This is a genomic window from Candidatus Rhodoluna planktonica, assembly GCF_001854225.1.
In the GTDB taxonomy this organism is placed as follows: Bacteria; Actinomycetota; Actinomycetes; order Actinomycetales; family Microbacteriaceae; genus Rhodoluna; species Rhodoluna planktonica.
Genome location: NZ_CP015208.1, coordinates 701,165 through 714,614 on the forward strand (window position 1 = coordinate 701,165; position 13,450 = coordinate 714,614).

General features: G+C 52.1%; 14 protein-coding genes. All 14 read left to right on the plus strand.

Annotated features, from left to right (window positions below; all coding sequences use genetic code 11):
- The first annotated feature begins 5 nt into the window (after nt 1–5).
- The 14 genes from aroC to gmk all read left to right on the plus strand — a co-directional run bounded on the left by aroC (nt 6) and on the right by gmk (nt 13,443).
- A complete protein-coding gene (gene aroC, locus A4Z71_RS03505; protein WP_070954560.1) occupies nt 6–1,214 on the plus strand; it encodes a chorismate synthase in 1,209 nt (402 codons plus the stop codon).
- The gene (locus tag A4Z71_RS03510; protein ID WP_070954561.1) at nt 1,207–1,701 is read left to right on the plus strand and encodes a shikimate kinase; all 495 of its coding nucleotides are present in this window, start codon (nt 1,207–1,209) and stop codon (nt 1,699–1,701) included. Before aroC ends, A4Z71_RS03510 begins: the two co-directional genes overlap by 8 nt.
- Complete coding sequence (gene aroB / locus A4Z71_RS03515; RefSeq protein ID WP_070954562.1) at nt 1,698–2,771, plus strand: 3-dehydroquinate synthase; 1,074 nt, start codon at nt 1,698–1,700, stop codon at nt 2,769–2,771. Before A4Z71_RS03510 ends, aroB begins: the two co-directional genes overlap by 4 nt.
- A gap of 15 nt (nt 2,772–2,786) precedes the next feature.
- Nucleotides 2,787–3,218 (plus strand): type II 3-dehydroquinate dehydratase, encoded by a 432-nt coding sequence (aroQ, locus tag A4Z71_RS03520; protein WP_070954563.1) that lies wholly within the window; start codon nt 2,787–2,789, stop codon nt 3,216–3,218.
- Nucleotides 3,219–3,300: 82 nt separating this feature from the next.
- The gene (gene efp, locus A4Z71_RS03525; protein ID WP_070954564.1) at nt 3,301–3,864 is read left to right on the plus strand and encodes an elongation factor P; all 564 of its coding nucleotides are present in this window, start codon (nt 3,301–3,303) and stop codon (nt 3,862–3,864) included.
- 2 nt (nt 3,865–3,866) lie between these two features.
- Nucleotides 3,867–4,286 (plus strand): transcription antitermination factor NusB, encoded by a 420-nt coding sequence (nusB, locus tag A4Z71_RS03530; protein ID WP_070954565.1) that lies wholly within the window; start codon nt 3,867–3,869, stop codon nt 4,284–4,286.
- Nucleotides 4,287–4,312: 26 nt separating this feature from the next.
- Nucleotides 4,313–4,912 carry a bifunctional pyr operon transcriptional regulator/uracil phosphoribosyltransferase PyrR gene (pyrR, locus tag A4Z71_RS03535; RefSeq protein WP_084028405.1) on the plus strand — a complete coding sequence of 200 codons (600 nt, stop codon included), beginning with the start codon at nt 4,313–4,315 and terminating at the stop codon, nt 4,910–4,912.
- Nucleotides 4,909–5,862 carry an aspartate carbamoyltransferase catalytic subunit gene (locus tag A4Z71_RS03540; RefSeq protein WP_070954567.1) on the plus strand — a complete coding sequence of 318 codons (954 nt, stop codon included), beginning with the start codon at nt 4,909–4,911 and terminating at the stop codon, nt 5,860–5,862. The genes pyrR and A4Z71_RS03540 overlap by 4 nt, the downstream gene beginning before the upstream one ends.
- Nucleotides 5,855–7,138, plus strand: coding sequence for a dihydroorotase (locus A4Z71_RS03545; protein WP_070954568.1), 1,284 nt, complete (start codon nt 5,855–5,857; stop codon nt 7,136–7,138). The genes A4Z71_RS03540 and A4Z71_RS03545 overlap by 8 nt, the downstream gene beginning before the upstream one ends.
- Complete coding sequence (locus A4Z71_RS03550) at nt 7,138–7,626, plus strand: PH-like domain-containing protein (protein ID WP_070954569.1); 489 nt, start codon at nt 7,138–7,140, stop codon at nt 7,624–7,626. Before A4Z71_RS03545 ends, A4Z71_RS03550 begins: the two co-directional genes overlap by 1 nt.
- Nucleotides 7,623–8,753, plus strand: coding sequence for a glutamine-hydrolyzing carbamoyl-phosphate synthase small subunit (gene carA, locus A4Z71_RS03555; protein WP_236858554.1), 1,131 nt, complete (start codon nt 7,623–7,625; stop codon nt 8,751–8,753). The genes A4Z71_RS03550 and carA overlap by 4 nt, the downstream gene beginning before the upstream one ends.
- Complete coding sequence (gene carB, locus A4Z71_RS03560) at nt 8,753–12,049, plus strand: carbamoyl-phosphate synthase large subunit (RefSeq protein WP_070954570.1); 3,297 nt, start codon at nt 8,753–8,755, stop codon at nt 12,047–12,049. Before carA ends, carB begins: the two co-directional genes overlap by 1 nt.
- Entirely contained in the window at nt 12,039–12,902 is an 864-nt protein-coding gene (gene pyrF, locus A4Z71_RS03565; protein ID WP_070954571.1) for an orotidine-5'-phosphate decarboxylase, read from the plus strand. Before carB ends, pyrF begins: the two co-directional genes overlap by 11 nt.
- Entirely contained in the window at nt 12,895–13,443 is a 549-nt protein-coding gene (gmk, locus tag A4Z71_RS03570; RefSeq protein WP_236858507.1) for a guanylate kinase, read from the plus strand. The genes pyrF and gmk overlap by 8 nt, the downstream gene beginning before the upstream one ends.
- The last annotated feature ends 7 nt before the right edge of the window (nt 13,444–13,450 follow it).

A 13,450-nucleotide genomic window follows, 5' to 3' on the forward strand; every position in this document is an offset into this window, starting at 1 on the left:
TCCTCATGTTGCGCTGGATTACTGCCGGAGAGTCTCACGGACCCGAATTAGTTGCTGTTGTCGAAGGTTTACCTGCCGGTATTCCGGTGACCACTGAAGAAATTCAACGTGCTCTAGCCAGAAGACGGCTCGGCTATGGCCGAGGTGCTCGTATGAAGTTCGAGCAGGATGAAGTCACAATCAGCGGCGGCGTAAGACACGGTCAAACCATGGGTTCACCGGTGGCGATTACCATTGCCAACACCGAGTGGCCCAAGTGGCAAGAAGTCATGAGCCCAGATCCGGTAGCAGTCGAAAAACTAACCGGCGCCAGAGCCGAACCGCTAACCAGACCGCGGCCCGGACACGCTGATTTCACCGGCATGCAGAAGTATGGCTTCGAAGAGGCTCGACCTGTGCTTGAACGTGCTAGCGCACGCGAAACCGCTGCACGAGTTGCACTAGGTGCTGTAGCTTCAAGTTTCTTAAACGAATTAGGTATCCGACTGGTTACCCACACGGTTGGTATCGGGCCTGTGCTGGCGCCGAGAGAATTGCCGTTACCAACACCCAACGACGTTGATTTGCTCGACGAAGATCCGATGCGTTGTTTTGACCGCGCTGTTTCAAAAGCTATGGTCGAAGAAGTTGATGCCTGCCACAAAGATGGCGATACCTTAGGAGGCGTCGTAGAGACCTTGGTGTATGGGCTGCCACCTGGCTTGGGCAGTTATGTCCACTGGGATCGTCGACTCGATTCGCAACTTGCCGGAGCACTGATGGGTATCCAGGCCATCAAAGGTGTGGAAGTTGGCGATGGATTTGAGACGGCCACACGTAGAGGTTCGGTCGCCCACGATGAAATTGAACGTGACGCAGATGGTCTAGTTAAGCGAATAACAGACCGTGCCGGTGGCATTGAGGGCGGAATGAGCAATGGAGAGATTCTTAGGGTCCGTGCAGCCATGAAGCCGATTTCTACCGTGCCAAAAGCTCTGGCGACAATCGATACTGCAACCGGTGAAGCCGCAAAAGCACACCACCAGCGCTCGGATGTTTGTGCAGTTCCTGCCGCCGGAGTTGTCGCCGAAGCGATGGTTGCTTTAGTAATTGCCAATTCAGTCCTCGAGAAATTCGGTGGTGACTCAATCGAAGAAACGTCGAGAAACCTAAAGTCGTATCTGGAAAACATCCCCGCCGTTTTGCGCAGTGCGCAGACTCTGCCTAATGGCTAAAAATATCGTTCTAATTGGGCCAATGGGCGTTGGCAAAACAACTATCGGCAAGAAAGTTGCCAAAGCTCTGGGAAAGCAATTTATCGACACCGATTTGGTGATCCAACGCGATCACGGTCCGGTAGCTGACATTTTTGAACGACTGGGGGAGTCCGAGTTTCGAAACTACGAAACTGCTGCTTTAGTTGAGTCGCTAGCGCAGGATGCGGTCATAGCAACCGGTGGCGGTATTGTTCTGAGACCCGAAAACCGTAAATTGCTTGAGCAGCACTGGGTTGTCTATCTTTCAACTGACGGTAAACACATGGCTTCTCGTTTGAAAAACGGGAACCGTCCGCTGCTCAAAAACGGGATGTCCGACTGGAAAGCAATCTACGAAGAGCGAAAGCCCCTCTACCAGTCGCTGGCAAATTTCGAAATTGCCACCAATTCGAAAACGGTGAACCAGTGCGTTCAAGAAATCAAAGAAATGATCGGTGCCGAATGAGCAACACCATTACTGTCTCTGCAAATAACCCATATCCAGTGATCATTGGTCGCGCTCTACTAGGCGAATTAGCGCCGCTGTTGGGCGAGAAGGTTGCCAAGGTATTGGTTATTCACCCGGTTGGGCTGAGTGCCTCGGCAGAATTGGTTAAAGAAACCCTCGAGGCTGCCGGTTATGAATGCTTGCTGGCTGGTGTCCCAGATAGTGAAGACGCGAAGCGGGTTGAGGTTGCCGCTTTCTGCTGGACAATCTTGGGGCAGGCCGATTTCACCAGGTCAGATGCTGTTATCGGATTTGGCGGTGGATCAACGACGGATTTAGCTGGTTTTGTCGCAGCCACTTGGCTGCGCGGCGTCAGACTCATCCAGATTCCGACCACATTGCTGGGCATGGTCGACGCATCCGTAGGCGGCAAGACCGGCATCAATACTTCTGAGGGCAAAAATCTGGTGGGTGCATTTCACTCACCATCCGGCGTACTGGTTGATCTCGATGCGTTACAGACCTTGGCCAAGAACGAAATTCTGGCCGGATTCGCTGAAGTTGTGAAATACGGCTTCATTGCCGACCCGGTTATTCTCGACCTAATTGAAAACAACCTCGCCGAAGCAACCGATCCTAGTAGCGATGTGTTTGAAGAGATCGTCAGCAGATCGATTCAGATTAAGTCGAATGTGGTCGGTGTTGACTTCAAAGAAAATGGGCTTCGCGAAATTCTCAACTATGGTCACACCCTGGGTCATGCAATTGAGTTGGCCGAGAGATACAAATGGCGCCACGGAGCGGCCATTTCGATCGGAATGGTTTTTGTTGCCGAGCTTGCCAGACTAGCGGGACGGCTTCCGGATGCCGTTGTTGATCGGCACCGCTCGATACTTACTGCTCTGGGTCTGCCAATTAGTTATCCCGCCGAGAAGTGGCCGCAACTTTTGGCAACTATGAAGCGTGACAAAAAGGCTCGCGGAGCCAATCTTCGTTTCATTGTTCTCGATGATTTGGCTAAGCCAACAGTAATGACCGCGCCCACCGAGGAAATGCTATTTGCCGCTTTCCAAGAGATAACAGCCTAGGGGTAGGCTTTAGCCATGAGTTCGGTACTTATTCTCAACGGCCCTAATTTGAATCGTTTAGGTTCGAGAGAGCCTGAAATTTACGGCCACGGCAATTTTGACGAATTGCGCACCAAATGCTCGGATTGGGCGGCAAGCAACGGTCAAACCGTCGATGTACGTCAATCTAATTCCGAGTCCGAACTCATCACTTGGCTGCATGAGGCAGTCGATGCCGCGCAGGATGTGATTATCAATCCGGCTGCTTTTACCCACTACAGCTATGCATTGCGCGATGCCGCGGCGTTAGTTACCAAATCGGGCCAAAGACTAATTGAGGTGCATCTGAGCAACCCTCATTCCAGAGAAGAATTTCGTCACATCAGCGTTATTTCACCGGTTGCTACTGGGGTAATTGCCGGTTTCGGTTTCGACTCTTACCGGCTTGCTCTTTTGCAACTGGCCTAATTGGGTTCACCACCCTTTTACGATAAACTTTCGAGGTTGCCCGACCAAAAGTTGGCGGGACAAGGTTTAGAAAGCAGAGCCGATGGCAACCTCAAACGATCTTAAAAATGGCATGGTGCTGAACATTGATGGACAGCTCTGGGCAGTAATCGAATTTCAGCACGTTAAGCCAGGCAAGGGTCCTGCTTTCGTTCGCACCAAGTTGAAGAATGTTTTGAGCGGCAAGGTTGTCGACAAGACCTTTAACGCCGGGGTAAAAGTTGAGACCGCAAACGTCGACAAGCGTGACATGACCTATCTATACAACGATGGCACCGGTTATGTCTTCATGGACAAAGACACTTATGACCAGTTCACGCTAGGCGCAGAAATTGTTGGCGATGCAGTCAACTACCTGCTCGAGAATCAAGAGGCAGTAGTCGCGCTGCACGAGGGAAACCCGATTTACGTGGAGCTTCCTGCATCTGTAGTTCTTTTGATCACCTACACCGAGCCTGGCCTGCAGGGAGATCGTTCAACCGGCGGTTCTAAGCCAGCTACTGTCGAAACCGGTCTAGAAATTCAGGTTCCACTATTCGTTGAGCAGGGAACCAGAGTAAAGATTGACACTCGCACTGGCGACTACCTCGGTCGAATCACTGATTAGTCTTGAGTGCCAGAACTAAGGCTCGCAAACGAGCAATTGATGCCATTTTTGCGGCCGACCTTCGTAAAGTCTCACCGTCAACCCTATTAGAAACCACCTACGATCAAGTTTCTGACCGCCAGAATCAAGATGAAATCTTTGGTTACGCGCAGCAAATTGTCTCGGGAGTGGTCGAAAACTACGAAGAAATTGACGATCTTTTAGAGACTTACTCGCAAGGTTGGTCGCTAGAGCGCATGCCAAATGTTGATCGCGCTATTCTGCGAGTGGCCGCCTGGGAAATCCTGCATAATGACGATGTCCCAGACGGCGTTGCTATCAATGAAGCCGTGGAACTGGCCAAAGAGTACTCAACCGACGATTCCGGAGCCTTCATCAACGGCTTACTGTCGAGAATTTCCGCAACAAAGACTGCTATCTAACCAGAATCTGTTAGTCTGAACCAAGTATTTCCTTTAAGAATTCGTCCTGTGAGGCGAAGAAGGAGGCACGAGTGCCCAGTCGCACCGTACTTTCCGCAGAAGATCTGCGCCGAGCAGCCACTCGCATTGCTCACGAAATTCTTGAATCTACCGTTTCTGCTGGTGCCAACCCGGTTAGAGAACTCATCCTCTTAGGAATACCGACTAGGGGCGTAGTTATTGCCGAACGAATCGCTGCCATCATCGCCGCCCATGAACCAGGTTTTGACGCGACCAAAAGTGTTGGCCGACTAGACATCACAATGTATCGAGATGATCTTTCGATGAAACCATCTCGACCAGTGACTGAAACCATAATCCCAACACAGGGGATTGCTGACAAAGTCATCGTTCTTGTTGACGATGTTCTATACAGTGGTCGCACTGCTCGAGCCGCACTCGATGCGCTAAAAGACTTTGGTCGACCGAAAGCCGTGAAACTTGCTGTGCTCGTCGATCGAGGGCACCGCGAACTTCCGATCAGAGCTGATTTTGTTGGCAAAAATTTGCCCACCTCAAGAGATGAGCGCATTGGCGTGAAGCTAGTCGAAATAGACGGAGTCGATCAGGTGGTGATTGAGTCTTGAAACACCTTCTGAGCACCAAGGACCTGACCCGCGATCAAGCAATTGAGATTCTAGACATTGCCGAAGAGATGGCTGCGGTCAATTCGCGAGAAATCAAGAAGTTGCCTACCCTGCGTGGCAAAACTGTGGTAAATCTCTTTTTTGAAGATTCAACCCGCACCAGAATCAGCTTCGAACTTGCCGCCAAGCGGCTCAGCGCCGACGTTATCAATTTCACAGCCAAGGGCTCTTCGGTTTCTAAAGGCGAAAGCCTAAAAGACACAGCCCAAACACTTGAGGCGATGGGTGCCGAGGCGGTTGTTATACGCCACTCAGCCTCCGGAGCAGCACAGAAACTGGCTGAGAGCGACTGGATTGCGGGCGCCATTGTCAATGCCGGCGATGGCACGCACGAGCATCCAACTCAAGCTCTGCTGGATGCGTTCACGATTCGTAAGCGTCTATACGGGCACTCATCGACTGGAAAAGACCTCTCTGGCGTGAAGGTTGGAATTGTCGGTGACATCCTGCATTCCCGAGTGGCCCGTTCGAATCTTCACCTGCTCAATACTCTCGGGGCAGAGGTGAACTTCATCGCACCACCGACCCTGCTTCCGGCCATGAGCAATTGGCAAGCAAATTTCCACCACAGTTTGGACGACTTTATCGATGGCAGTCATCCCGATGTTTTGATGATGCTAAGAATTCAATTAGAACGAATGAATGCCTCCTATTTCCCGAGCGAGCGCGAGTACGCTCGAATTTGGGGGATGAACAAAGAGCGCCTGATGCGACTCGCGGAAAAGTCGATCATCATGCACCCTGGCCCGATGAACCGCGGTCTTGAAATCGACGCCTTTGCCGCCGACAGCCCGCAGTCAACGGTCTTGGAGCAGGTAGCAAACGGCGTATCTGTTCGCATGGCGGTGCTTTATTCACTGCTATCAAACGAAGGGGCTTTTCATGCCTGACTTGGTGATTAAGAATGCCACGCTGATCGATGGCTCGATCGCGGATGTACAAATCAGCGGCTCTGAAATAGTTGCACTTGGCGCCAACCTACCGGGAACTCGTGAAATCGATGCCACCGGTCTCGTAGCTCTCCCAGGATTTGTGGATTTGCACACTCACCTCCGCGAGCCCGGTTTTGAGCAGAGTGAAACTGTGCTTACCGGAACTCAATCGGCGGCTCTCGGCGGCTACACGGCAGTTCATGCCATGGCCAATACCTCACCCGTGGCTGACACAGCTGGGGTAGTCGAGCAAGTAATGGCATTGGGTCAAGAAGCCGGCTACTGTGATGTTTTTCCGATTGGTGCGGTAACCGTTGGCTTGGCCGGAGAACATCTTGCAGAACTTGGCGCGATGGCCCATTCGAAAGCGAAAGTGCGAGTGTTTTCCGATGATGGAAACTGCGTTTCTGATCCGCTCATTATGCGTCGTGCCCTCGAATACGTAAAGACCTTTGACGGCGTTATCGCACAACATGCACAAGACCCTCGCCTGACTGTGGCCGCCCAGATGAATGAGGGTATTGTTTCGGCGGATCTTGGCCTGGCCGGTTGGCCTGCTGTTGCGGAAGAGTCAATAATCGCTCGCGATGTGCTTTTGGCTGAGCACGTCGGTTCCCGAATTCACGTCTGCCACCTTTCCACGAAGGGTTCGGTCGACATAATCCGTTGGGCCAAAGCCCGAGGAATTAATGTGACTGCCGAGGTCACTCCGCACCACCTTGTTCTAACGGAAGATCTGGTTAGAAGCTACGACGCCCGATACAAGGTGAACCCGCCGCTTCGAACAGCTGAGGATGTAGCAGCCCTTCGCGACGCTTTGATTGACGGCACCATCGACATCGTCGCGACCGACCACGCACCACATCCAACGGAAGCAAAGGATTGCGAGTGGGCCGCAGCTGCCAACGGAATGATTGGGCTTGAGGCTGCTGCTTCGATTGCCTACGAGGTACTAATTGCCTCAGGCAAGTCTGATTGGTCTCGTTTTGCTGAAGTGATGAGCCTCAATCCCGCCAAGATTGCCAGAGATTCAGGTCAGGGACAAAGCTTGCAGGTTGGTTCGGTTGCGAACATTGCGCTCTTCGATCCAAAGACTAAGCGGCCGATGCCGCTAGTTACTGCCTCAAAATCCACAAACAATCCTTATACGGGACGAGAGCTTTTGGGCGCCGTTAAGCACACCGTCTACCGCGGAAAAACTACTGTTGAAAACTATGAATTGGTGGTTCAGTAATGGCCGATTGGCAAATTCAGCTAACTCTTATCTCTTTGGCGATTGTCTTGACAGCCGCATTTCTAGCTGTCAACGGATGGCGCCGCCGAACTCGGGAACAGGCAAGTCTGCTCGACGAGCCGGCAATGGCACCCACTGAATTTGGCTCGCTACTTGAAGCCAACCGCGGTGACTACGTGGCAACAACATTTGCCGATGATTACCTAAACCGTGTTTCCGCCTACGGACTAGGCATCAGGGGCAAGGCTGATTTCGAACTTTTTGATAATGGTTTACTTATTCTCCGTCACGGAGAGCGACCGCTGTTTATTGCATCCGCTGAGATGAATTCGGTGGAACGAAATCAGGCGGTAATCGATCGAGCCGTAGAACGAAATGGCCTGCTGACTATCGTTCATCGTGGAAATTTGGCAACCCACATTCGTCTTGCCACAAGCGAAGCCAACGAAAGATTTTTCAATCTGCTGAAGAAGGAAGTAACCAATTGAACCAAGCACTGCTAGTTCTCGAGGACGGCCGAGTTTTCACCGGCAAGCCTTATGGAAAAATAGGGAAAACTTTAGGTGAGGCTGTTTTCGCTACCGGCATGACCGGATACCAGGAAACCATCACAGATCCTTCATATGCCGGTCAGATTGTGGTGCAAACCGCGCCTCATATCGGCAATACCGGCGTTAATACTCGAGACGAAGAATCATCCCGGGTGTGGGTTGCGGGTTATGTGGTTCGCGACGCGTCTCGAATGGTTTCAAACTTCAGAGCCGAGAACGACTTACAAACAGAGTTAGAGAAATTCGATGTTGTCGGTATTCGGGGAGTTGATACCAGAGCAATCACTCGCCACCTTAGAAGCGCCGGATCTATGCGAGCTGGAATCTTTAGCGGCGCGGAGGCACAGCGGCCAATTGAAGATTTGATCGCCGAAGTCAATGCTGCTGTCAAGATGAAGGGCTTGTCGCTGAGCGATACAGTCTCCACTGCCGAGCCCTATGTTTCCCAAGCGGCGGGGCAGATGATTGGCCGGGTTGCCATCCTTGATCTAGGCATAAAGCGTGCAACGATCGAGCAGATGAACGCTCGCGGTCTAGAAACCGTCATTTTTCCGGCTAAAACCAGCGCCGAAGACATTCTGGCGGTCAAACCGGATGCCGTTTTCTACTCGAATGGACCAGGCGACCCTGAAGCCTCAGGAACACAGGTTGAAACTCTCCGAAAGATTCTGGATTTGCGGATTCCATTCTTCGGTATTTGTTTTGGAAACCAGTTGCTTGGCAGAGCGCTAGGTTTTGACACCTACAAACTGCAGTTTGGTCACCGCGGTATCAACCAGCCCGTTCTTGACCGCAACACCGGAAAAGTTGAAGTTACTGCTCACAATCACGGCTTCGCTGTAAAAGTTGATGGCGGGCCTGAGGTTGATTCGCCAAACGGCTACGGTCGTGTTTTAGTGAGTCACATTTCGCTCAATGACGACTGTGTCGAAGGTCTGCAATGCCAAGACATCCCGGCATTCTCGGTGCAGTACCACCCAGAGGCTGCTGCTGGCCCACACGACAGTAACTATCTGTTTGACCGATTCGTAGACCTAATCAATAACAAGAGAGTGGCCCAGTAATGCCAAAACGTAGCGACATCAAGAGTGTTTTAGTTATTGGCTCTGGACCAATCGTGATTGGCCAGGCTTGCGAGTTTGACTATTCCGGAACCCAAGCATGCCGTGTGCTTCGTGAAGAAGGTATTCGAGTAATTTTGGTGAACTCCAATCCGGCAACCATCATGACCGACCCAGATTTTGCCGACGCCACCTACGTCGAGCCGATTACACCCGAGGTAATCGAGACCATCATCGCCAAAGAGCGACCAGATGCAATTTTGCCTACCCTGGGTGGTCAGACCGCCTTGAACGCGGCAATGTCGCTGCATGAGTTGGGGGTGCTTGAAAAATACAACGTTGAGCTGATCGGCGCGAAAGTCGACGCTATCAAGAAGGGCGAAGACCGACAAATCTTCAAGGAGCTAGTCATTGCCGCGGGAGCTACTGTTGCCCGCTCTGAAATCTGCTCAACCTTAGAAGACGCCCTGGCAGCAGTTACTGAACTGAAGTACCCGGTTATGGTGCAGCCATCGTTCACCATGGGTGGTTTAGGTTCGGGCTTTGCCTACGATGAAGAGGATCTGCGCAGAATCGTTAGCTTCGGATTGCAGGCCTCGCCGGTAGGTCAGGTTTTGCTCTCTGAGTCAATCCTTGGCTGGAAAGAGTACGAACTTGAGGTAATGCGCGACCGCAATGACAACTGTGTGGTTGTCTGCTCGATTGAAAACGTTGATCCGGTTGGCGTTCACACCGGTGACTCAATCACTGTTGCACCGGCACTAACTCTCACCGACCGTGAGTTCCAGAATCTGCGTGACATTTCGTTTGACATTATCCGCGCGGTTGGTGTTGATACCGGTGGTTGCAATATCCAATTCGCAGTAAACCCCGAAAATGGTCGCGTAGTCGTTATTGAGATGAACCCTCGTGTTTCAAGATCATCGGCTCTGGCTTCCAAGGCCACCGGCTACCCAATTGCTAAGTTGGCTGCAAAATTAGCGCTTGGCTACACACTGGATGAGATTCCAAACGACATCACAGCTGTTACCCCGGCTAGTTTCGAACCAACTCTCGACTACATTGTGGTGAAGGTTCCTCGCTTCGCATTTGAAAAATTCCCGGCAGCGAACGCAACGCTAACTACCACCATGAAGTCGGTGGGTGAAGCTATGGCTATCGGCCGTAACTACACTCAGGCACTTCAGAAGGCACTTCGCTCGCTCGAACGCCGGGGTTCGTCATTCCACTGGGACGGCCCGAAAGGTAACAAACAGGAACTTCTAGAACTTATCAAGACCCCAACCGATGGGCGAATTGTTTTGGTTCAGCAGGCACTTCGCGCTGGCGCCACCGCCGCCGAGGTTTTTGAGTCGACCAAGATCGATCCTTGGTTCATCGACCAGATGATGATCATCAACGAAGTTGCCGATGAAATTGCTAAGGCCGATTATCTTGACATCGAATTAATCATGCTGGCAAAAGAACACGGTTTCAGTGACCAGCAAATAGCTTCGCTGCGAGGCCTGTCTGAAGCTGAGGTTCGCGCCTTCCGTCACAGCAACAACCTGCGCCCGGTTTATAAGACCGTCGACACCTGTGCCGGAGAGTTTCCAGCCCAAACCCCCTACCACTACAGCACCTACGAGCAGGAGACGGAAGTTGCTCCATCAGACAAGCGCAAAGTGGTGATTCTGGGCTCAGGACCAAACCGTATCGGTCAGGGAGTCGAGTTTGACTACAGTTGCGTGCACGCGTCGTTTGCTCTGTCTGATGCCGGTTTCGAAACCGTGATGATCAACTGCAACCCAGAGACTGTCTCGACCGACTACGACACCTCAGATCGCCTCTACTTTGAGCCGCTGACTTTAGAAGACGTACTCGAAGTAATTCACGCCGAGCAGCAGTCGGGCGAGGTAGTCGGTGTAATCGTGCAGCTTGGTGGACAAACAGCACTCGGATTGGCTAAGGGACTAGAGGCGGCCGGAGTGCCAATCCTGGGAACCACCCCAGAGGCCATTGACCTAGCTGAGGAACGCGGATTATTTAGCAAAATTCTTGATGCCGGAGACCTTTTGGCACCGGCTAACGGAACCGCAGTGACACTTGAAGAGGCAGAACTTGTTGCCGCTCGCATCGGTTACCCGGTTTTGGTTCGGCCATCCTTCGTTTTGGGTGGTCGCGGCATGGAAATCGTCTATGACATGCCATCTTTGCGCGACTACTTCGATCGAATTGCGGATCAGGGCATTGTCGGTCCAACACATCCACTGTTGGTTGACCGCTTTTTGGACGATGCAATTGAAATCGACATCGATGCTCTCTACGACGGCGAAGATCTTTTTGTCGGTGGCGTAATGGAACACATCGAGGAGGCCGGCATCCACTCCGGTGACTCAAGCTGTACTCTGCCACCGGTAACAATGAGCACCAGCCAGATTGAAAGAGTTCGCGAAGCCACCCTCAAGATTGCCCAGGGAATAGGTGTGCGCGGCTTATTGAATGTTCAGTTCGCTCTAGCCGCAGATGTTCTCTACGTGCTCGAAGCAAATCCACGAGCCTCGCGTACCGTTCCTTTTGTCTCTAAAGCCCTCGGCATCACCCTGGCCAAAGCGGCGGCACTGGTTATGGTCGGCCAAAGCATCAAGGAATTGGTTGCCAACGGTGATCTACCCGAGCGAGATGGCACCTACATCCCAGCAGGTTCGCCAATCGCGGTAAAAGAAGCAGTTTTGCCGTTCAAACGTTTTGCCACCAAGGATGGTCGTTTTGTCGACTCGCTCTTGGGTCCGGAAATGCGTTCGACCGGCGAGGTGATGGGCATGGACGTTGATTTCCCGAAGGCTTTTGCCAAGTCCCAAGCGGCTGCCGGTAGCGCACTGCCAACCCAAGGAACTGTTTTTGTATCGGTGTCGGATCGCGATAAACCACAAGTGGTTTTGCCGGTTAGACGACTTCAGCAGCTCGGATATCGGGTGCTGGCCACCGGAGGAACCGCCGATATTCTTGCCCGACACGGAATCAAGGTTGAGAAGGTTCGCAAGCACACTGCCGAAGCAGGCGGGTCAGGTCCTTCAATTGTTGACTTGATCGCAGCTGGTGAGGTTGATGTCGTAGTTAATACGCCATCTGGATCATCTTCTAGAAAAGACGGCTATGAAATTCGCGCCGCAACAACAGCTGCCGACAAAGCTATTTTCACGACTATCGCTCAGCTGAGTGCTGCCATCGGTTCTTTCGAAACAGTGATTGCCGGGCCTTTTGATGTGAAGACTTTGCAGGAACACGCATTAGACAGGAAAAAGGCCCTTGCCAACTAGCTTCGGTGAGAAACTAGCCGCTACCTTTGAGCGGCACGGTCAGCTCTGCGTCGGCATTGACCCTCATGCTTCGCTACTTGATGACTGGGGCTTGCCACAAACCGTCGATGGTTTGCGCGAGTTCAGTTTTCGAGTCCTCGAAGCTGTGCAGGGCCAGGTAGGCATCGTAAAGCCCCAGGTTTCGTTCTTCGAGCGCTTTGGCTCAGCCGGTTTCGCGGTACTTGAAGAGGTCGCCCAACGGGCGCAAGCTGCAAACCTAACTGTGATTATGGATGCAAAGCGGGGTGACATCGGAACCACAATGGCCGCCTATTTTGAGGCCTGGCTCGGTAAAAGCGCTCCGTTTGTCTGCGATGCACTCACGGTCAATCCATTTCTGGGTTTAGAAAGCCTCTCTGATCAAATGTCTGATGCTCTCGAACGGGGTAAAGGACTGATTGTTCTGGTCGCAACATCAAACCCAGAGGGTGCGAGCATCCAGAAATCAAGCACCCAGGGTGAAACAATTTCAGCTCAGCTGTGGCGCAAATTGCAGACTATTAACGGCGTTACGGCCGCAGCCGGTGCCCGATTTGGCTCCTTCGGAGCGGTAGTCGGTGCGACCTTAGATGTGAATGCTTTCGGACTTTCCGATCTTAAAGTTGGCCAGCCGATTGCGGCCACACCAATTTTGGCGCCCGGCTTTGGTGCTCAGGGCGCTGAATTGTTTGATGCCCGACGCATATTTGGCAACGCAGCCGATCAGGTTATTTTCTCGGTTTCTCGATCGGTACTGAGTGCCGGAAACCTAGGACTTGCCGGTGCCATCGCGTCAGCGAAACTCGAGCTCGAAAAGGGGCTCGCTGTTGACTAGTTCGCTAATCGTCATTGCCGGACCCACCGCTGTCGGTAAGGGCACAGTCGTGAAATACCTGCTCGAGCATTACCCCGGTTTCGAAATATCTATCTCTGCAACGACTAGACCGCCTAGACCTACTGAAGTAGATGGCCAAGATTATTTCTTTGTCACATTAGAACAATTCGAAGAAATGAAGCATTCTGGCGAACTTCTTGAATGGGCAACGGTTCATGGCAAGCACAGTTATGGCACGCCGAAATCTCCAATCCTTCGAGCTCTCGCCGAGGGTAAAAAAGTAATCCTCGAGATCGATATTCAAGGCGCCAAGCAGGTAAAACAGTCGATGCCGGGGGCGAAAACAATTTTTATCGCACCGCCATCCTGGGATGAATTGGTCAGGCGACTTGAATCAAGAGGCACCGAAACCGCAGACCAAATGAAGATTCGGCTAGAGACTGCCAAGGTTGAACTAGCTCAGCAAGATTTTTTTGATCACGTAATTACCAACGATGAGGTAGCGACTTGCGCCCAAAGAATCGTAGAATTGTCCCAGTAGCGTTTAT

Bases quoted from the DNA above. Each gene is read 5' to 3' on its own strand.
- aroB (WP_070954562.1), top strand. From the start codon at position 1,698: ATGAGCAACACCATTACTGTCTCTGCAAATAACCCATATCCAGTGATC.
- aroQ (WP_070954563.1), top strand. From the start codon at position 2,787: ATGAGTTCGGTACTTATTCTCAACGGCCCTAATTTGAATCGTTTAGGT.
- A4Z71_RS03510 (WP_070954561.1), top strand. From the start codon at position 1,207: ATGGCTAAAAATATCGTTCTAATTGGGCCAATGGGCGTTGGCAAAACA.
- carB (WP_070954570.1), top strand. From the start codon at position 8,753: ATGCCAAAACGTAGCGACATCAAGAGTGTTTTAGTTATTGGCTCTGGA.
- efp (WP_070954564.1), top strand. From the start codon at position 3,301: ATGGCAACCTCAAACGATCTTAAAAATGGCATGGTGCTGAACATTGAT.
- A4Z71_RS03545 (WP_070954568.1), top strand. From the start codon at position 5,855: ATGCCTGACTTGGTGATTAAGAATGCCACGCTGATCGATGGCTCGATC.
- A4Z71_RS03550 (WP_070954569.1), top strand. From the start codon at position 7,138: ATGGCCGATTGGCAAATTCAGCTAACTCTTATCTCTTTGGCGATTGTC.
- aroC (WP_070954560.1), top strand. From the start codon at position 6: ATGTTGCGCTGGATTACTGCCGGAGAGTCTCACGGACCCGAATTAGTT.